The organism is Pseudomonas sp. LBUM1649 (assembly GCF_059716155.1).
Genome location: NZ_CP166807.1, coordinates 3,372,905 through 3,390,089, shown reverse-complemented (window position 1 = coordinate 3,390,089; position 17,185 = coordinate 3,372,905). Strand labels below are relative to the sequence as shown.

Annotated in this window: 17 protein-coding genes and 1 pseudogene; 15 read left to right on the top strand and 3 right to left on the bottom strand. The window is 60.5% G+C overall.

The genetic code is table 11. The features are described from left to right. Positions 1–55 precede the first annotated feature (55 nt). The 8 genes and pseudogenes from ACA058_RS15690 to ACA058_RS15655 form a co-directional block, all read left to right on the top strand. Positions 56–718 (top strand): annotated as a pseudogene (locus ACA058_RS15690) (pyridoxal phosphate-dependent aminotransferase); the annotation flags it as partial. A gap of 135 nt (positions 719–853) precedes the next feature. Further along, positions 854–1,615 (top strand): ABC transporter ATP-binding protein, encoded by a 762-nt coding sequence (locus ACA058_RS15685; protein WP_497639942.1) that lies wholly within the window; start codon positions 854–856, stop codon positions 1,613–1,615. Between the two features lie 26 nt (positions 1,616–1,641). Further along, positions 1,642–2,424 (top strand): transporter substrate-binding domain-containing protein, encoded by a 783-nt coding sequence (locus ACA058_RS15680; protein WP_497634806.1) that lies wholly within the window; start codon positions 1,642–1,644, stop codon positions 2,422–2,424. Positions 2,425–2,573: 149 nt separating this feature from the next. Beyond that, entirely contained in the window at positions 2,574–3,287 is a 714-nt protein-coding gene (locus tag ACA058_RS15675) for an ABC transporter permease (RefSeq protein WP_497634805.1), read from the top strand. Positions 3,288–3,305: 18 nt separating this feature from the next. Beyond that, on the top strand, positions 3,306–4,004 hold the full coding sequence (locus tag ACA058_RS15670) for an ABC transporter permease (RefSeq protein ID WP_497634804.1): 699 nt from the start codon (positions 3,306–3,308) through the stop codon (positions 4,002–4,004). Further along, positions 4,001–4,975 (top strand): DMT family transporter, encoded by a 975-nt coding sequence (locus tag ACA058_RS15665; RefSeq protein WP_497634802.1) that lies wholly within the window; start codon positions 4,001–4,003, stop codon positions 4,973–4,975. The genes ACA058_RS15670 and ACA058_RS15665 overlap by 4 nt, the downstream gene beginning before the upstream one ends. A 15-nt stretch (positions 4,976–4,990) precedes the next feature. Beyond that, positions 4,991–6,007, top strand: coding sequence for a M14 family metallopeptidase (locus tag ACA058_RS15660; protein WP_497634801.1), 1,017 nt, complete (start codon positions 4,991–4,993; stop codon positions 6,005–6,007). Positions 6,008–6,150: 143 nt separating this feature from the next. After that, positions 6,151–7,707 (top strand): diguanylate cyclase domain-containing protein, encoded by a 1,557-nt coding sequence (locus ACA058_RS15655; protein WP_497634800.1) that lies wholly within the window; start codon positions 6,151–6,153, stop codon positions 7,705–7,707. A gap of 227 nt (positions 7,708–7,934) precedes the next feature. Here the strand turns inward: ACA058_RS15655 and ACA058_RS15650 are convergent, their stop codons facing one another. Next, positions 7,935–8,234, bottom strand: coding sequence for a hypothetical protein (locus ACA058_RS15650; RefSeq protein ID WP_497634799.1), 300 nt, complete (start codon positions 8,232–8,234; stop codon positions 7,935–7,937). Positions 8,235–8,436: 202 nt separating this feature from the next. Between ACA058_RS15650 and ACA058_RS15645 the strand changes: the two genes are divergently transcribed. Beyond that, entirely contained in the window at positions 8,437–9,132 is a 696-nt protein-coding gene (locus ACA058_RS15645) for a tRNA (adenine(22)-N(1))-methyltransferase (RefSeq protein ID WP_497634797.1), read from the top strand. 15 nt (positions 9,133–9,147) lie between these two features. Here the strand turns inward: ACA058_RS15645 and ACA058_RS15640 are convergent, their stop codons facing one another. Further along, positions 9,148–9,981 (bottom strand): helix-turn-helix transcriptional regulator, encoded by an 834-nt coding sequence (locus tag ACA058_RS15640; RefSeq protein ID WP_497639941.1) that lies wholly within the window; start codon positions 9,979–9,981, stop codon positions 9,148–9,150. Positions 9,982–10,077: 96 nt separating this feature from the next. On the opposite strand from ACA058_RS15640, the gene ACA058_RS15635 reads away from it, so the two are divergent. Next, complete coding sequence (locus tag ACA058_RS15635; RefSeq protein ID WP_497634796.1) at positions 10,078–11,034, top strand: threonine dehydratase; 957 nt, start codon at positions 10,078–10,080, stop codon at positions 11,032–11,034. Between the two features lie 150 nt (positions 11,035–11,184). Here ACA058_RS15635 and glgX read toward each other — a convergent pair whose 3' ends face one another. Further along, entirely contained in the window at positions 11,185–13,365 is a 2,181-nt protein-coding gene (gene glgX, locus ACA058_RS15630) for a glycogen debranching protein GlgX (protein WP_497634795.1), read from the bottom strand. Positions 13,366–13,598: 233 nt separating this feature from the next. Here glgX and ACA058_RS15625 point away from each other — a divergent pair, with 233 nt between their 5' ends. The 5 genes from ACA058_RS15625 (at position 13,599) to ACA058_RS15605 (ending at position 17,145) form a co-directional block, all read left to right on the top strand. Further along, on the top strand, positions 13,599–14,249 hold the full coding sequence (locus ACA058_RS15625) for a hypothetical protein (RefSeq protein ID WP_497634794.1): 651 nt from the start codon (positions 13,599–13,601) through the stop codon (positions 14,247–14,249). Next, positions 14,249–14,680: a phage holin family protein gene (locus ACA058_RS15620; RefSeq protein WP_497634793.1), complete on the top strand. Its 432-nt coding sequence runs from the start codon at positions 14,249–14,251 to the stop codon at positions 14,678–14,680. Before ACA058_RS15625 ends, ACA058_RS15620 begins: the two co-directional genes overlap by 1 nt. Continuing rightward, complete coding sequence (locus ACA058_RS15615; protein ID WP_497634791.1) at positions 14,677–15,495, top strand: DUF3618 domain-containing protein; 819 nt, start codon at positions 14,677–14,679, stop codon at positions 15,493–15,495. The genes ACA058_RS15620 and ACA058_RS15615 overlap by 4 nt, the downstream gene beginning before the upstream one ends. 152 nt (positions 15,496–15,647) lie before the next feature. Further along, entirely contained in the window at positions 15,648–16,007 is a 360-nt protein-coding gene (locus ACA058_RS15610) for a hypothetical protein (protein WP_497634790.1), read from the top strand. Further along, positions 15,979–17,145 (top strand): carboxylate-amine ligase, encoded by a 1,167-nt coding sequence (locus tag ACA058_RS15605; protein ID WP_497634789.1) that lies wholly within the window; start codon positions 15,979–15,981, stop codon positions 17,143–17,145. Before ACA058_RS15610 ends, ACA058_RS15605 begins: the two co-directional genes overlap by 29 nt. The last annotated feature ends 40 nt before the right edge of the window (positions 17,146–17,185 follow it).

Below are 17,185 nucleotides of genomic sequence, written 5' to 3'. Positions count from 1 at the left end.
TTCTCTCCCGGCTGGTTGCGGGCTTGCGTTTCTTCATATTGAACGAGGCACTGGCATGCGGTTTTCACCCTTTGTTGAGCGGATCTCGGGCCAAGGCGTAGCCGCTATTGATGTGCCACCTGAAGCTGACACCCACAACCGCGAATTCACCGATCGCCTGGACTTGCGTGAAGCAATTGCCGAGCACTACGGCAAGCTGTTGGATCGTAAGTTGAAAGCCGCGAACGTGATCACGCTGACAGAGGCGCAGAACGCCTTGTTCGTCACGTCGATGTGCCTGCTCGCCGCAGGGGACGAGGTGATTGTCCTCGATCCGATGTACCAGGCCTGCGAGACGCCGCTCAAGGCCTGCGGCGCCACGCTGGTGCGGGTGGCGTTCCCGGCGGACGACCCTGTGCGTATTGATGCAGCGGTGCTGGCCAAGGCGATTACCCCGCGCACCCGGGCGATTTTCCTGTCCAGCCCGAACAGCCCCATGGGCGGGACGCTCAACCACGAAGCATTGCAAACCATCGCCGGACTCGCCATCGCCCATGACCTGTGGGTGGTGGTCGAGGAGGTCCATGAGGACCTGACGCTGCAGCACAAGCGCCTGAGCCTCGCGGCAGCGCCGGGCATGGCCGAGCGTTGCGTGGTGATCGGTAGCCTGTCGAAAACCCACCTGATGGCCGGTTGGCGCATGGGTTGGATCGTCGCTGATCCCGCCCTGGTCGCGCATGCCGAAACCCTGGTGTTGGCCAAGACCTCTCAGCGTATCCGCGATTTTGTCCTGGCGTTGAAAGGGCAAGCACCAAAGCCCGTGATCAGCCGCGTGTCCAGTGTGCCGGTCATCGAACCGGTCACTGCGCGAACCATGATCGAAGTCGATCGCCTGCACAAGCGCTTCGGTAACATCGAGGTGCTCAAGGGCGTGTCCCTGACGGCGCGCGAAGGTGAGGTGATCTCGCTGATCGGCGCCAGCGGCTCGGGCAAAAGCACCCTGCTGCGCTGCATCAACATGCTCGAAGTCCCGGACCAGGGGCGCATCCTGGTGGACGGCGAAAGCATTCACCTGAACCACACCCGCCCCGGCGCACCGCTGGTGTCCGATGCCAAACAGCTCGTGCGCATCAGGTCGAGCCTGGGCATGGTGTTCCAGAACTTCAACCTCTGGCCCCATCGTACGGTGCTGGAAAACCTCATCGAAGCGCCGACCCAGGTCCTGCGTGAAAGCCGGGCGGAGGCGACCGAGCGCGCCGAAGCCTTGCTCGAACGCGTGGGGCTGGCGGCCAAGCGCAACGAGTACCCGGCGTTTCTCTCCGGGGGACAGCAACAACGGGTGGCCATCGCCCGGGCCCTGGCCATGCGGCCCAAGGTCATGCTGTTCGATGAACCCACCTCGGCACTCGACCCGGAACTGGTCGGGGAAGTGCTGCGGGTGATCCGCTCTCTCGCCGAAGAAGGCCGGACCATGATCCTGGTGACCCATGAAATGGCCTTCGCCCGCGATGTCTCTTCCAAGGTCGCCTTTTTGCATCAAGGGCTGATCGAGGAAACCGGTACGCCGGACGAAGTGTTCGTACACCCACGCAGCGAGCGTTGCCGCCAATTCGTCAACGCTCATCAAACTCGCTAACACCAATAAAAAGACGGGAAAACAACATGGGAAATCGACGTTTTGCACACTGGTTGACTGGCGCAGGCTGTTTGTTACTGGCCGCCATGAGTTCGGCACAGGCCCAGCCGATCCGCTTCGCGGTCGCCGCCGAACCCTATCCGCCGTACACCGAGAAACAAGCCAACGGTGAGTGGAAGGGCTTTGAAGTCGACCTGATCAAAAAGCTGTGCAGCGAAATGAAAGCCGAGTGCGAGATCAAGGAAGTGGCGTGGGACGGGATCATTCCGTCGCTGCTGGCGAAGAAGATCGACGTGATCTTTTCCTCGATGTCGGTCACGCAAGAGCGGGAGAAACAGATTGCCTTTAGCAAGGCGTACTACGACTCGGTGATCGCCGTGGTCGGTCCCAAGGACGCTTCGGTGAAAAAGTACCCGGATGACCTCAAGGGCAAGACCATCGGCGTGCAGAACTCCACGGTGAGCGCCAGCTACCTGAAGACCTACTACGAAAAAATCGCCGACGTGAAGTACTACGACACCCAGGACTCGGCCAACGCCGACCTGATTGCCGGTCGCCTCGACCTGATGATGGCCGACGGCACCGCCATGGCGGCCTTCGTCAAGACCCCCGATGCCAAGGACCTGGCCTACCTCGGCGCCGTGCCGTACGACCCGATCTTCGGCAAGGGCGTGGGCGCGGGCTTGCGCAAGGACGACACCGAGCTCAAGGCCAAACTCGACAAGGCCATCCAGGAACTGTTGGCGAGCAAGGACTATGACGACCTGTCCCAGAGCTACTTCGGGACCAGCGTGAAGCCGGCGTTCTAAACGCAAGCCCATCGGGAACACCATTCCCTGTAGGAGCAAGGCTTGCCCGCGATGGGGCCCGCGAGAACGCCAAAAGCATCGCGGGCAAGTCGGATCGCCGCCCGCATGCTCCTACAGGGGGCAGGGTGAATTGAAGGCCGGAGACCGAAATGCCAGCAATGTTCGATTTGATCAATTTCAGCGAGCAAGGATGGGGCGCAGCGCTGCTCAAGGGACTGTGGATGACCCTGCAGATATCGGCCGGAGCCTTCGTGCTCGGGCTGGCCATCGGCCTGGTGGTGGCCTGCCTCAAGTTGGGTGGGCCAAGACCGGTTGCGGCGCTGGCTCGCGGTTACACCACGTTGTTCCGGGCGGTTCCGGAGCTGTTGCTGATCCTGTTGCTGTACTACGTCGGCTCCATGCTGCTGAACTCACTGATGGCATCGCTCGGTTACGGCGCGGTGAATGTCAGCGGTCCGTTGGCGGCGATCGTGGTGCTGGGCCTGGTGCAGGGCGCCTACGCGTCGGAGATTTTCCGGGCGGCGATCCAGGCCATTCCCTTCGGCCAGATCGAAGCAGCGAAAGCCTTCGGCCTGCACGGTTTCGGCCTGTTCCGCCGGGTCACGCTGCCGATCATGGCACCCTACGCGATGGCGGGGATGGCCAACCTGTGGATCAACCTGATCAAGGACAGTGCCCTGATCAGCGTGGTCGGCACCAACGAACTGCTGTACACCGCCAGGCAAGCGGCGGGGTCGACGCGTCATTATCTGTTGTTCTACCTCACGGCCGCGGCGCTGTATTACGCGGTGACGTTGGTGTCCAACTACCTGGCGGGACGGTTGGAGCGACGCATTCGTCGCTGGATGCCCCTTGTTGACTAAACCGGCAGAGAGAATGAAATGATCCCAGCGTGGATAGTTGAATACGCATCGCTTTTGGTCCGAGGGCTGCAAACGACCATTGCGATCCTGTTGGTTTCCAGTGTGTTCGGTTTTGTCCTGGCGGTGCTGGTGGCGCTGGCGCGGATCTCGAAGAACAAAGTGATCGCCAAGGTCAGCCTGTTCTACACCAGCGTGACCCGAGGCACGCCCTTGCTGATCCAGATCTACATTTTCTACTACGGCCTGGGCAGTCTGTTTGCGCAGTTTCCGCTGATTCGCGGCAGTTTCCTCTGGCCGTACCTGCGTGAAGGCTACTGGTACATCGTGTTCGCCCTGGTGGTGTCGGTGGGGGCCTATGTCGGCGAAGTGATTCGCGGCGGCCTGCTCGCGGTGCCCAAAGGAGAAATGGAAGCGGCGTCGGCATTTGGCATGACCCCGCGCCAGGCCCTGTTGCGGGTCCGTTTGCCCCGGGCGCTGCGCTTGCTGTTGCCAACCCTGGCCGGGGAAACCGTGATGCTGCTCAAAGCCACGGCCCTGGCCTCGACCATCGCAGTGATCGATCTATTGGGCGCAGCCAACGTGGTGCGCGCACAGACCCTGCAAGTGTATGAGCCGTTGCTGCTGGTGGCCGGTGTCTACGTGTGCCTGACGTTTGTGATCGAGGCGCTTTTCGCCTTCGCCGAGCGCCGTGGCACCCCGGTACGCAGGTCCGCATGATGAAGAGCACGCCATTGGTTGACCGCTCCTTGCAAGGCATTGGCCTGTGCACCCTGGGCTATGCGTTCCTGTCCTTGCAGGATGCCGGCATCAAGTGGCTGGTGGCCGATTATTCGGTATTCACCATCCTGTTCTGGCGCGCCCTGGTGGTGGTGCTCGCCTGTTTGCTGATAGGCCGTCTGCAACTGGTGCGGCGTGCCTGGCGTTCGTCCAGCCGGCGGCTGCTGGTGGTGCGCGGCTTGCTGTCGATCGCTGCCTGGCTGCTGTACTACACGGCGGCCCGCGACCTGACCCTGGCGGAGATGACCACCCTGTATTTCTCGGCACCGATCATGGTCACGGTGCTGGCAACGGTGATTCTTAAGGAGCGTGTCAACGGCTGGCAGTGGTTCACCCTGATCATCGGTTTTATCGGCGTGGTGATTGCCTGTCGCCCCAGCAACATGGCCGATCCGTTGCCGATTGTCCTGACGCTGTTGGCGGCGATGTGCTGGGCGTTCACCTATATCCAGTTGCGCCAGGTGGATGAGCAGACCTCGGTGCTGGAGCAGATGCTGATCACCAACGTGGTGTTTGTCATATGCATGGCGCTGGCGTTGCCCTGGACCCACACCCCGGCACCGGTTCCGGCCTGGCTGGGTATGCTCGGCGCAGGACTGATGGGCGGCATCGGCCAGTTCCTGCTGTTCGCCAGTTTCCAGCGTGCCACTGCGACCGTGCTGGCGCCGTTCGAGTACACCGGGCTGATCTGGGCGTTCCTGCTGTCTAGCCTGATCTGGGGCACGCTGATGGATGTGTCGTTGATGATCGGCGCCGGGTTGATCGCGGTCAGCGGCACGCTGGCGATGATTTTCGGTCGGCACCCGTCACAGGACGTCGTCGGTGCTGAATGCTCCGTGTCGCAGCCCCTTTATCCCGAAGCGGCCGCGAGCAAGGCCGATCGCGGCCAGGCGGGTGTCGTGGATCAATGACAGGAGGACAAGCGTATGGCGCAGGATATTTCGTTCAACGTCCGCAACAACAATGGCGATGCGGTACAGGTCAGTGCCTGGCGATTCGAAGGCGCCAGCGGTGGGCCGAAGGTGCACTTGCAGGCTGGGGTGCATGCTGATGAAATCGCCGGAATGCTGGTGCTGCACCTGTTGATGCAACGCCTTGAGGTGGCCGTGTCCCATGGCCGGCTCAAAGGCAGCGTGACCGTGGTGCCACAGGCCAATCCGCTGGGCATCGGCCAGTATTGCCAGGGGCGGATCCTGGGGCGCTATCACGATGCGACTGGACATAACTTCAATCGTGGCTTCGATCAGTCGGCCGCGATGCAGTGGCCTTCGACCAATGTCCAGGAGTGGCAACAGAAACTGGTGCAACTGGCGGCCCCGGCGGATGTGATGCTGGATCTGCACACGGATGACGAAGCGCTTCCCTACCTTTACGTGCACCGCAGTTTCTGGCCCCGTGGCCGTGAACTGGCGGCGGCGCTGCAGATGGACGTGGCGATCATCTGGGATGACGGCGGCGATGGCTCGTTCGAGGAAACCATCATTGCGCCGTGGCTGCGCGACGGCACGACCGGGCACCGCATGGCCGCGACCCTGGAGTTGCGCGGGCAGGGTGACGTCAGCGACCGTTTCGCCGAGCAGGATGCACAGGGGCTTTACGCCTGGCTCTGTGACTATGGGGTCATCGACGATGTGGTGTCGCCCGCCAACTGGCCCGTCGAGGCCGTGGAGATGGGCCACATGGAGACCATTCTCGCGCCGCAGCCCGGGGTGCTGATCTTCGAGAAGGAACTGGGCGATCTCGTCGAGCAGGGGCAGCGCTTCGCACGAATCCTGCGCCGCCCCGGCGATCCGTCTTCCGAAGTGGTGCTGTTTGCCGAGCAGACCGGGCGCCTGGTTACACGCTATCGCGATCGCTTGATCGCCCGGGGCATGGGGGTGGCGAAGTTCACCGGCAGTCGCCTGTCGCGTCACTGGAGCGGCGGGTTGCTGGACCCCAATTGAGTCGACGCCGCAGCAATGGCCGGTCACCGCGTAAAATCAGCATTCATGACCTTGCCGATATCTGACAACCGCTCATTGCTGAACTACGCTGCGAAACGGACCCCTGTCCAGAGCCCTGTGACGGTTTGCGGCGGATAACCTGAATGAAATTGACGAAACGCCACCGTGCTTTTGCAGGCTTCATTCTCCTGGCCGTAGGCCTGATGGGCATGTCTGCGCTGTTGCTGCTCAAGTCTGAAACCCAGCGCCGGGAAACGCGCTTCTACGAATACGTGCAGAATATTTCCGGCATCGTGCGCAATCAGCTCGATACCAACGAAGCGGTACTGGCCGGTTTCTCGGCATTTCTCCAGGCGGTCGACCAGAGCGACACCGAAGCGGCGGCGCGCTATGCCGCCGCGGTGATGTCGGCTTACCCGCACCTGTACATGCTCGAAGCGGCACGCGCGGTGCCCGTGGCCGAGCAGTCAGCCTTCGAAGCACTGCTGCGCCGCACCTGGCGACCGGACTTCACGCTCAAGGATTTTCCTACCCTTACCCGGCAACCTGCCCGGTACCAGGCCTTTATGCGAGAGACGTGGCCGGTGCTGTTCATGTATCCGGTGCTCTCGGAGGCCGATGCGATCTACGGCGTCAGGCTGGAAACCGTTGGCTACCTGTCGCATGCCCTGGCCCGCACGTATAACAATCCCAAGCCGGTCGTATCGCCGGTGTTCTCGATGTACGAGGGCGGCGATGCGTTCATTCTGATGCAATCGGTCAGTCGGCCTGAACGTGTGCGCGAGAGTTCGCGGCCGAATTTCTTCGGCAGCACCATGGTCGCCTTGCTGTTGGTCAGGACGGGGTCGCTGCTGGATGCGGTGATTCATGCGAACGTGGACCCGCGAGTGCACATCCGCGCTGTGCTGCAGACCACTGCCGGGTTTGAAAGCCATGTATTTGCGACGGGGACCGGGCAGGCCGGTTTCGTCGATCGTTTTTTCCTGCCGCTGCTCGAAGAGCGGGTCGAGATTCGCAGTGCCTCCCAGCCGATGACGTTGCTGTTTGAACGGCAGTTGCGTCTGGCCGACGTCCTGAGCGGGCAGACCTTGTTGCTCCTGGTGCTACTGGGCGCGGCGTTCGTACTGATTCCGTTGCTGCTGATCCGGCATTTCAACGCGCTGGAGCGGGCAGAAGTCGAGCATCAGCGTTCAACTTATCTGGCCACCCACGATGTGCTCACCGATCTGCCCAACCGCTATCTGTTTGCCGATCGCTTCGATCAGGCACTGTCCCATTGGAAACTCGACCGGGTTCCGTTTGCCGTGCTGTTGATCGACCTGGATCATTTCAAGGACATCAACGACCATTACGGCCATGAGGTCGGCGACCAGGTCCTGCGCGCGCTGGCCAGTCGCATGCTGGGGGCCACGCGTGCGGGGGACACCGTTGCCCGCTACGGGGGCGATGAGTTCGTGGTGCTGGTCACCGACCTGGCCGACCCTGATAACGCCGAGTTCAAGGCCTCGAAGATGCTTGAGGCGATCGGCCAGTCAATCATTACCAGCGCGGGCGAGATCTCACTCTCGTGCAGTATCGGCATCGCCCTGTGTCCGCTGCATGGGCAGACGCTCGATACCTTGCTCAAGGCTGCTGACCAGGCCATGTATGGGGTCAAGCAACTGGGGCGAAAAGGTATTGCCATGACCACGGCCCTGTAGGAGCGAGCATGCTCGCGATGGAGGTCAACGATGACGCGGGGAGCCTGACAGCCCGTGGTGCTCTCAGGTTTTTCGCGAGCATGCTCGCTCCTACAGGACCCGCCGCGATGGGGCAAGAAAATCAAAAGCCAAAGCGAGGCGGCCTACGGGCCACCTGATTTTGCGGGCAAGTCCGATCACCTGTAGGAGCGAGCCTGCTCGCGATGGAGGTCAACGATGACGCGGGACTAATGCCTGCACTCCGACAAAACCACCTGGCAGGTACTGGGCGTACCACCCGAGCGGCCGGCATAACGGATGCAGTTATTCATGGATTTCTGCCGCGCGATGCTCAAGGTGGAGCCCCAGGCGAGGCCGCCCTCGCCGGCGGTGGGTAGCGCTTTGGCATAGCAGCTTGAGCCTGTGCTCGAGGACGAGTAGCGAGCCGCGGTGGTCTTGCCTGCACATCCCGCTGTCAGCACCAGGTTGATGGCGATAAGGGAGGGCAGGACCCATGACGAGCAGCGGCGCATTGTTATTGCGGTCATCCCGTTTCCCCTGGATCAAGCGGCTGGCAACCGGTGTTGTGCCTGTTCAGTCTAGACGGCCTGGGCCCTTGGTGAGCGTGCGGCCGATCAACAGTCATGGCACCCTTGTCGCATAAATTTGAAATGCACGGCGTTACTCGACAGAATCGCCCCCCCGATTGGGCCAAAGGTGCCGCACGTTCGGGGTCAAAAGGGGCTGCAGTTGAACGAACAGACATTGTCCATGCGCCTGGAGCGCGTGGCGGCGCATGTGCCAGCCGGTGCGCGCCTGGCCGATATCGGCTCGGATCACGGCTACCTGCCGGTGGCGCTGATGCGCCGTGGCGTCATCACGGCGGCGGTGGCTGGCGAGGTGGCGTTGACGCCGTTCCGCTCGGCCGAACGCACCGTGCGCGAGAGCGGCCAAGACCTGCGGATCACGGTACGCCTGGCCAATGGCCTGGCGGCGATCGAGCCGGGAGACGGGATCACGGCGATCAGCCTCTGCGGCATGGGCGGCGAGACGATCCGCGACATCCTCGACAGCGGCAAGGCGCACCTGAGCGGCCAGGAACGCCTGATCTTGCAGCCCAACGGCGGCGAACAGCCCCTGCGCCAATGGCTGATGGAAAATGGCTACCGCATCCTCTGCGAGGAGGTGCTGCGGGAAAATCGCTTCGATTACGAAATCATCGTCGCCGAGCGCGCCGGGCCGGTGGTGTATACCGCCCAGGAGTTGTACTTCGGCCCACTGCAGATGCAGACCCGCAGCCCGGCGTTCCTGGCCAAGTGGCAGCGAATGCTGCGCGTGAAGCACAAGACCCTGAGTCATTTCGCCCGGGCGCGGCAGGCCGTGGCCGAGGAGAAGGTGCAGGACATCGCCCGACAGGCCCGGTGGATCACCGAGCTGCTGACTTAACCTCGCCTGGCACAATCAGAACCTCGAACAACCACGCAACTGCGCCGGACTCACGCCAAGACGCTGCTTGAAGGTGGTCGTCATGTGCGCCTGGGAGTTGAAACCGCAGGCGTGGGCGATCTCCGCCAGCCTCGCTGTCGAATCGCGCATCAGGGCACGCGCCTTGGCGAGGCGGCGGTCGATCAGGTAACTGTGCGGGCTTTTCCCCGTCGCGTGCTTGAATGCGCGCATGAAATAGCCTTCGGACAATCCGAGCAACTGCGCCATCGCCTGCACACCCAGCGGGCCGTCGAGGCCAGCGTCAATGAACTCATCGAGCAAGCGCATCCGGCTGGCGGTTATCGAGCCATGCAGCGGTGCCGACAACCCTTGGTCACCCTTGACCCGTTCAGCCAATTCGAGTGCCCAGGCCTCCCAATCGTCCGTCACTCTGATTTGCAAGTGCCTGTCCTGCAACAGCGCGCCGCGCATTCGCTGGGCGAGGGCGGTTGCCTGCGGATCGATGCAATTGTTGAAGGCACGATCTCCCGGCAGTGCCAAGCCGTCGGTGCGCATCACCCGCAGGTATTCACCGCCCTTGGGCGATTCGGACAATACGTCACACCCGGCGGGGACGAACGCCAGGCCGTTAGGCACGGCAATGAAGGGTTGCACCCGATCGCTGCCAATGGCGTGCAGGCCGCGCTGGCTGTCGAAGGCAAAGCCAATCGCCGCCTGGTTCGCGACATATCGGGTCGCATAGGCGCTGCCAGGTAGCAGTTCGATCGCCCATGGCCCGGCCTCGACACGGCGGACCGGTTCAGGCGCAAGGGTTGGTGGCAGACGGTTTCGATGGCTCATGAACAGCATAGTAGTAAAGAGGGTACCCAAAAGTCAGGTCAGTTTTCTGAAAGCCGGCCAATGGCGGCTGTGTCTAGACTGGGCAACACCTCAGGGAGACTCCTCATGTACACACTGACTCGCGACGACATCGAACAAGCTGCTCACCTCGTTTACCAGGTGATGCCTGCCACCGCGCAGTACCCTTGGCCCTTGCTGGCTGAGCGGTTGGGTTGCACGGTGTGGGTCAAGCACGAAAACCACACACCGACAGGTGCATTCAAGGTGCGCGGCGGCATTACCTTCATGCACTGGCTCAAGCGCATGCACCCGGGCGCGCAGGGCATTGTCACCGCTACCCGCGGCAACCATGGTCAGAGCCTGGCGCTGGCGGCAAGCGCGCTGGGTTTGAAGTCGCTGATTGTCGTGCCGCAAGGAAACTCGCTGGAAAAGAACAATGCCATGCGCGGCTTTGGCGGCGAAGTGGTCGAGCATGGCCGCGATTTCGATGAGGCCCGTGAAGAGGCCGCACGCCTGGCGCACGCCCATGGCCTCTACCTGGTGCCGCCGTTCCACACCGAGTTGGTCAAAGGCGTGGCCACCTATGCGCTCGAGCTGTTCAACGCCGCGCCGGACCTGGATACCGTCTACGTACCGATTGGCTGTGGCTCGGGGATCTGCGCGGTCATCGCCGCCCGCGACGCGCTGGGTCTGAAAACCCGGGTGGTGGGCGTAGTTTCCACTGAGGCGGCGGCCGCGAAGTTATCGTTTGAAGCTGGCGCAATACGCGAAACCGCCTCGGCCGATACCTTTGCCGACGGCCTGGCCGTGCGCAAACCTGTTCCTGAAGCCTTTGCCGTCTACGCGGCAGGTGCGGCGCGGATTGTGTCGGTCAGTGAGGCGCAGATTGCCGAGGCCATGTGCGTGTATTACACCGATACCCACAATCTCGCTGAAGGGGCAGGCGCGGCTGCCCTGGCAGCGCTTATTCAGGAGCGTGAAACAATGCGGGGCAAAAGGGTGGGGGTGATTCTGTCCGGTGGAAATATCGATAGATCGGTGTATGCGCGAGTGATTGGGTGACGGGTTTGATCTCAGTCAGAAATCGGCGCGCTCGACTATTATTGATGTTGTCGCGAAAGCGCCCCCAAGAAGGGGGCATTGACCAGTCAGTCGAGACGCTAAACCTGTAGGAGCCGCCCGCAGCAAGCCGGCTCCTACAGGTCTACGTCGTTAGCTGGCCTTGCGTTTTTTCGTCGAAGGTTTTTTCAGTTCGAACATCAGCATCGAGCGTCCGGTTACCTGATACTCATCGCCAAAGGAAAATGTTTCGCCGGGATCGGGCTCCGCCTGGTTGGTGTCCAGCTGAAGAATCCACTGTTGGCCCTGTGGCACTTGCGGCAGCGTGAAATTCACCACGTCGTGATGTGCGTTGACGATGATCAGAAGTGAACGATCGACGCCTTCGCGGCGAATGCCGCTGGTCTGCGTGCGTCCATCGAGCAATATCCCCATGCAACGGTTACTGCCGTCATGCCACTGCTCCACCCCCATTTCTTCGCCACCAGGCTGCAGCCAGCTCACATCCTTGACGCCCAGGCTTTCGTCATACTCGCCAGTGAAGAAGCGATTGCGGCGCAGCAATGGGTGGCGATTGCGCAACTCGATCAGGTATCGGACAAACTCTTGCAGCTCGCTACTTTTTTCACTGACATTCCAATCTATCCAGCCGATCTCGCTGTCCTGACAGTAGGCATTGTTGTTTCCGCCCTGGGTACGGGCAAACTCGTCACCCGCCAGGAGCATGGGCGTACCTTGTGAAAGGAACAGCGTGGCGAGAAGATTGCGCATTTGCCGATAGCGCAGGTCGATGATGGCAGGGTCTTCGGCAGGCCCCTCGACACCGCAGTTCCACGACCTGTTATCGGAGTGGCCATCGCGGTTGTCTTCGCCGTTGGCCTCGTTGTGCTTGTCGTTGTACGAGACGAGGTCATTGAGCGTAAACCCGTCGTGCGCGCTGATGAAATTGACCGATGAAGCAGGCTTGCGGCCACGCCGGTTGAACTGTTCACCCGACCCGAGGAAGATTTTCGCGAAGTCGCCCAGCATTTCATCGTCGCCTTTCCAGAAAGCACGAGAGATGTCCCTGAACTTGTCGTTCCATTCCATCCACCCTGGTGGAAAATTACCCACTTGATAACCGCCAGGGCCGCAGTCCCAAGGCTCGGCGACCAGCTTGGCCTTGGCCAGAACCGGATCCTGGCGACAGGCATCCAGAAAGCCACCGCCCTCACTGAATCCTTCAGGCTCGCGACCAAGGATCGTCGCCAGGTCGAATCTGAATCCGTCCACGCCCATCTCTGAACACCAGTACCTCAAAGAATCAGTCACCATCTGCAATACGCAAGGGTGGCTCATGTTGAGTGTGTTACCCGTACCTGTGTCGTTGATGTAATAGCGCGCATCGTCGGGCATCAGTCGATAGTAGCTGGCGTTGTCGATACCTTTGAGCGACAGGGTTGGTCCCATCTCATTGCCTTCGGCAGTGTGGTTGTAGACCACATCGAGGATCACCTCCAACCCGGCTTTATGAAAGCGCGAGACCATGATCTTGAACTCGCCGATGGACTGTCCCGCCATGTAGCGCGCATGTGGGGCAAAAAAGCCCAGGGTGTTATAGCCCCAGAAATTGCGCAGTCCTTTTTCCAGGAGGTGGTTGTCATCGAGGAAGTAGTGCACCGGCATCAGTTCAACGGATGTCACGCCGAGTGAGCGGATATATTCCACCACATCGTTCTGATGGAAGGCGGCGAAGGTGCCACGCTCAGGCTCTGGTACCGACGGATGCCGTTTGCTGAAGCCGCGTACATGGGTTTCGTAGAAAACCGTATTTTCCCAGGGTACGTTGGGCTTTGCGGTGTTGCCCCAAGTGAATGCCGGGTCGATGACCCTGCAGCGAGGCATGAAAGGTGCGCTGTCACGTTCATCAAACGACAAGTCGCCGTCTTCATGCCCGACGGTGTAGCCGAACAGCGCGTCGTCCCATTGCAATTCGCCCGAGATCTGCTTGGCGTAGGGGTCGATCAGCAATTTATTGTGGTTGAAGCGATGACCGTTTGGCGGGTCATAGGGGCCATGCACCCGATAGCCGTACAGCGTTCCCGGCCGGGCGTCGGGAAGGTAACCATGCCAGATTTCGTTGGTGAATTCCGGCAGGGCGATGCGTTCGATTTCCTCCTGGCCATCGGCGTCGAACAGACACAGTTCTACTTTCGTGGCATTCGCGGAAAAAATCGCGAAGTTGACACCTGAACCGTCCCAGGTCGCGCCTAATGGATAGGGCAGGCCCTCACTGACGCGGCTGGCTGGTCGTTCTTGGCTTGCCGCACTGTCGCTCACTGGTTGATCCGTCATGATCAAGCGCTCCGGAGTAAGTTCTGGGATGGATGACCCACGCGGTCTATCGATAGAAGCTCCCGGCGTGTAACAGTTCAGGATATTTGCTGCCCTGATGAGATGAACGCATCACTCATCATTCCGTTGGAACTCCGCGTGACACTGCTCCGTCATCTGCAATGAGGGGGGCTGCGGGTATTTCGTGGCGAACCCTGATAACGCTTTTTTTCAACCAGAAGGCGAGGGACGACATGAATACTACAGACAGCACGACCGGCAGCCAGCCAGAGAAACCCAACTCCGCAGGGCCAGGGCCGAACTTTGAACACCTCAAGGAAAACGTGACAGAGGCACTTGGCGACGCAAGACTGCAGGCGGATGAGCAATTCGGCCAATACCGTGACACGGCAGCAGACCAGATCGAGGCACTGGCCCAAGGGGCAAAATCGTTCGTTTCGGAACTGGAAGACAAGGACAAGCTTGGCATGTCCGACTACCTCGCAGACATGGCGGAGTCCATGAGCGGGCTGGCGGGGAATTTGCGCGGGAAAAGTGCGGAACAACTGCTTCACGACGCAGCTGAGCTGGCGCGCAATAATCCGGCATTGTTCATTGCGGGCAGCATTGCGCTGGGCTTCGGCCTGTCGCGCTTTCTCAAGGCCGGTGCCGCGCCTGCGGCGACATTCACCGATGACGGCGATCCGGCAGCAGGCCATTCAATGCCGCCATCAGGTGGCTTTGGCGCTCAACGACCCTTTGATACCTCCGTGCCATCTCGCACCGATCAAGGCCCTGGCCTGGCCACTGGCATCACGCCGGCTTCGTCGAATGAACAAGATCATCCATCAGACTTCGCGACGAATTCGACACCCGGGTCCACATCCTTCAAAGGAGCGCTGTGATGAACAGAGAAAATCCAGATCTGCCGGGTGTAAGACCCGTGCCCACGCCTGAACCTGACGCTTCAGTCGTCGGGCTCTTACGTCAGCTATCGCGCGAAGTGCCCGCGCTGTTCACCAAGGAACTCGCATTGGCCAAGGCTGAGCTGCAGGAGAGCCTCACGACGCTCAAGGCAGGCATTGCCGGCGTCGCCGGTGGGGCGATTGTGCTGCTGGCGGGGTTCATCATCCTGTTGATGTCCGCCGTCTACGGCTTGAGCATGGTCATGGCTCCGTGGTTGGCCGCGCTGATTGTGGGTGTCGTGGTGATGATCGTAGGGTTCGCCATGCTGCAGTCCGGAAAAAAACAATTCGAGCCGTCCCACCTCAAGCCTGATCGCACGCTGGACGCCTTGAACAAAGACCAGGAAGCGCTGCGGAGGAAAGTCTCATGAACAGTGAATTCGAAATCGAGTCGCAGAAAAGCCCCGAGGCCATCGAGCGTGAAATCGATGCGCAGCGTGCAAGCATTGGCAATATCGTCGACGCGCTGGAAAGCAAATTCACCCCAGGACAGTTCTTCGATCAGGCGTTGTCTTTCATGCAGAGCAACGGCACGACGTTCCTGAGCAATCTTGGCACGAGCGTTCGCAATAATCCCGTTCCTGCGGTGGTGACGTCGGTGGGTCTGTTGTGGTTGATGATGAGCCAGAACCGTCCGCCTATCCCTCGTCCGGTTCATCGCATGGGCCCGGAACAGAACAAGGTAGGGGAGTGGACCGATGACCTGGCGGATGGCCTCGACAGTGCGCGCGAGCATCTGCACCAGACTGCCGACACCCTGAAGGAGGGCTACCAGACTGTCAAAGGCAAAGCGGCGAACCTGGGCGACACCCTGGGCGCTGCCAGCGAAAACATCAGCCATGCCGTGCATGATGCCAGTGACCGCCTGGTGCACAGTACGCAGGTGATGGGCAACCAATTGAGCCAATTGTTGAAGGAGCAGCCGTTGATGGTTGCTGCTGCCGGCGTTGCATTGGGAGCCATGCTGGGGGCGGCATTACCCTCGACAGCGACCGAGCAGCGCTACATGGGCAAGACCAGCGCTGGTTTGGCCGACAAGGTAAAACAGCAGGCAAGGGAGGGGTTCGAAGCGGTGCGCGATACAGTGACCAAAACCACTGAGCACGCGGAGGTGGAGAAGCCGCAAGGCGATCGTCCAGAAGTATCCAGTCAAGCAACCGATCTTTCTCGTGGTTTGGGTACGTAGCAAGGCGTCGTATGAAAAGCGGGAGGTCGAATGCTGACCTCCCGTTTTTTTTCAGGCTGGCTCAGCTCTGGGCAAGCACCTCTTGTCGGCACTCATGAACCTACCTCGAACCCTGTTGATCCATTCAGAAATAACTCTGGGATTCCACCGCCATGAACTCCTTCAGAAACCAGCTGACGCCGGCCCAGGAACGAAGATTGTGTGCACTGGATGCCTGGCACCGAGCCCTCGATGACATCGCGCTGCGCATGGAATCTCCCGATGCTTATCATGAAGAACTGCTACGACAATCGGATGAGTTGGATCGCCAGCGTTTTGTCAGCTGGCAAGAGTGGCGAGATTTACGGATAAAGGCGGATCAGGCTTATCTGCGCGCCGTCGCGGGAGAGGATTATCACTCACTGCGCCGAGTGAAAGATGGCAGTGGGGCGGTTGATGGGCAGGGCAATGCCAGACGGCAGTGCGCGAGCCGAGGACGCATCGATGAACAGACAGCTGAAGTTCGGAATTGAAGAGGAATACTTCATCACCGAGCTGAGCACCCGGCGTATGTCCGAGCAGCCGCCCAGCGCTTCGATTGAAGCGTGCAAGGAAGTGCTGGGCGATTGTTTCGCGTATGAGATGTTCCAGGGCCAGATCGAAGTGGCTTCCCCCATCTTCACCTGCATGCCGCAAGCACAGGACTACCTTGCGACGGCGCGCAAAGGGCTGCGGCGTACTCTGGAACCTTATGGCCTGGGACTGCTCAGTGCGGGAAGCCATCCTTTGGCTGACTGGCGCATGCAACAGGCCACCGGGCAGGATCATTTTCTTCAACTGTTTGAAGACTACAAAAGTGTAGCCCGGCATAGCTTGCTCTCCGGCCTGCACGTACATGTTGAAATTCCGAGTCACCTTGACCGTGTCCAGGTGATGAACGAAGTCTTGCCGTGGACGCCTTTGTTGCTCGCACTGAGCTGCTCTTCGCCATTTTGGGACGGTGCCGACAGCGGCTTCATGAGCTACCGGCAAACGGCCTGTGACGAGTGGCCGAGGATGGGCATTCCGGAGTTCTTCGAGGATGAGCCTGCCTATGACGCCTACGTCGCATTGCTGATGCGTACCGGCACCATCAGGCAGGCCAGCGACTGCTGGTGGGGATTACGCCCCGCTTCCCGGTATCCGACCCTGGAATTGCGCATGACGGATGCCTGCCCACGCCTGGAAGATGCCCTGTGTATTGCATCATTGTTTCGCTTGCTTGTTGCCTACGCGATTGATCAACCTCGACCAGGAGTGGCCTATTCGCAAGAGTCCCGCTGGATCCTCAAGGAAAATCGTTGGCGCGCGAAACGCTCTGGAACCCATGCCTCATTCATTGTTGAAGGGTACGACCGACCTTTCTCCGCTGAGCAGTGGCTTTTCCTGGCGCAGCAGATCCTTGGCGATGCGGCGCGCAAATTGCGAGTGGAAGACGTCTTTTCCCAGGCCGGCGGAATTCTGAGAAACGGTACCAGTGCAGATCGGCAGCGAAACGCCTACGAGCGGGTTCTGCGCAACACAGGGGATGTTCATGCCGCTCTGTCTCACGTAGTGGATCAGTTGCTGATGGAAACGTCGCAAGAGCCCTGCATAAGTGATGATCTGCAACGAGCGGTGTGTGAGTCGTGAACAAACGTTAGAGCGACGCAAAGCGTTCCTGGGAGGTGCC

Excerpts from the sequence above, each read along its gene's own strand:
- ACA058_RS15685 (WP_497639942.1), top strand. The coding sequence starts at position 854 with ATGATCGAAGTCGATCGCCTGCACAAGCGCTTCGGTAACATCGAGGTG.
- ACA058_RS15680 (WP_497634806.1), top strand. The coding sequence starts at position 1,642 with ATGGGAAATCGACGTTTTGCACACTGGTTGACTGGCGCAGGCTGTTTG.
- ACA058_RS15675 (WP_497634805.1), top strand. The coding sequence starts at position 2,574 with ATGCCAGCAATGTTCGATTTGATCAATTTCAGCGAGCAAGGATGGGGC.
- ACA058_RS15670 (WP_497634804.1), top strand. The coding sequence starts at position 3,306 with ATGATCCCAGCGTGGATAGTTGAATACGCATCGCTTTTGGTCCGAGGG.
- ACA058_RS15665 (WP_497634802.1), top strand. The coding sequence starts at position 4,001 with ATGATGAAGAGCACGCCATTGGTTGACCGCTCCTTGCAAGGCATTGGC.
- ACA058_RS15660 (WP_497634801.1), top strand. The coding sequence starts at position 4,991 with ATGGCGCAGGATATTTCGTTCAACGTCCGCAACAACAATGGCGATGCG.
- ACA058_RS15655 (WP_497634800.1), top strand. The coding sequence starts at position 6,151 with ATGAAATTGACGAAACGCCACCGTGCTTTTGCAGGCTTCATTCTCCTG.
- ACA058_RS15650 (WP_497634799.1), bottom strand. The coding sequence starts at position 8,234 with ATGACCGCAATAACAATGCGCCGCTGCTCGTCATGGGTCCTGCCCTCC.
- ACA058_RS15640 (WP_497639941.1), bottom strand. The coding sequence starts at position 9,981 with ATGCTGTTCATGAGCCATCGAAACCGTCTGCCACCAACCCTTGCGCCT.
- ACA058_RS15635 (WP_497634796.1), top strand. The coding sequence starts at position 10,078 with ATGTACACACTGACTCGCGACGACATCGAACAAGCTGCTCACCTCGTT.
- glgX (WP_497634795.1), bottom strand. The coding sequence starts at position 13,365 with ATGACGGATCAACCAGTGAGCGACAGTGCGGCAAGCCAAGAACGACCA.
- ACA058_RS15625 (WP_497634794.1), top strand. The coding sequence starts at position 13,599 with ATGAATACTACAGACAGCACGACCGGCAGCCAGCCAGAGAAACCCAAC.
- ACA058_RS15620 (WP_497634793.1), top strand. The coding sequence starts at position 14,249 with ATGAACAGAGAAAATCCAGATCTGCCGGGTGTAAGACCCGTGCCCACG.
- ACA058_RS15615 (WP_497634791.1), top strand. The coding sequence starts at position 14,677 with ATGAACAGTGAATTCGAAATCGAGTCGCAGAAAAGCCCCGAGGCCATC.
- ACA058_RS15610 (WP_497634790.1), top strand. The coding sequence starts at position 15,648 with ATGAACTCCTTCAGAAACCAGCTGACGCCGGCCCAGGAACGAAGATTG.
- ACA058_RS15605 (WP_497634789.1), top strand. The coding sequence starts at position 15,979 with ATGAACAGACAGCTGAAGTTCGGAATTGAAGAGGAATACTTCATCACC.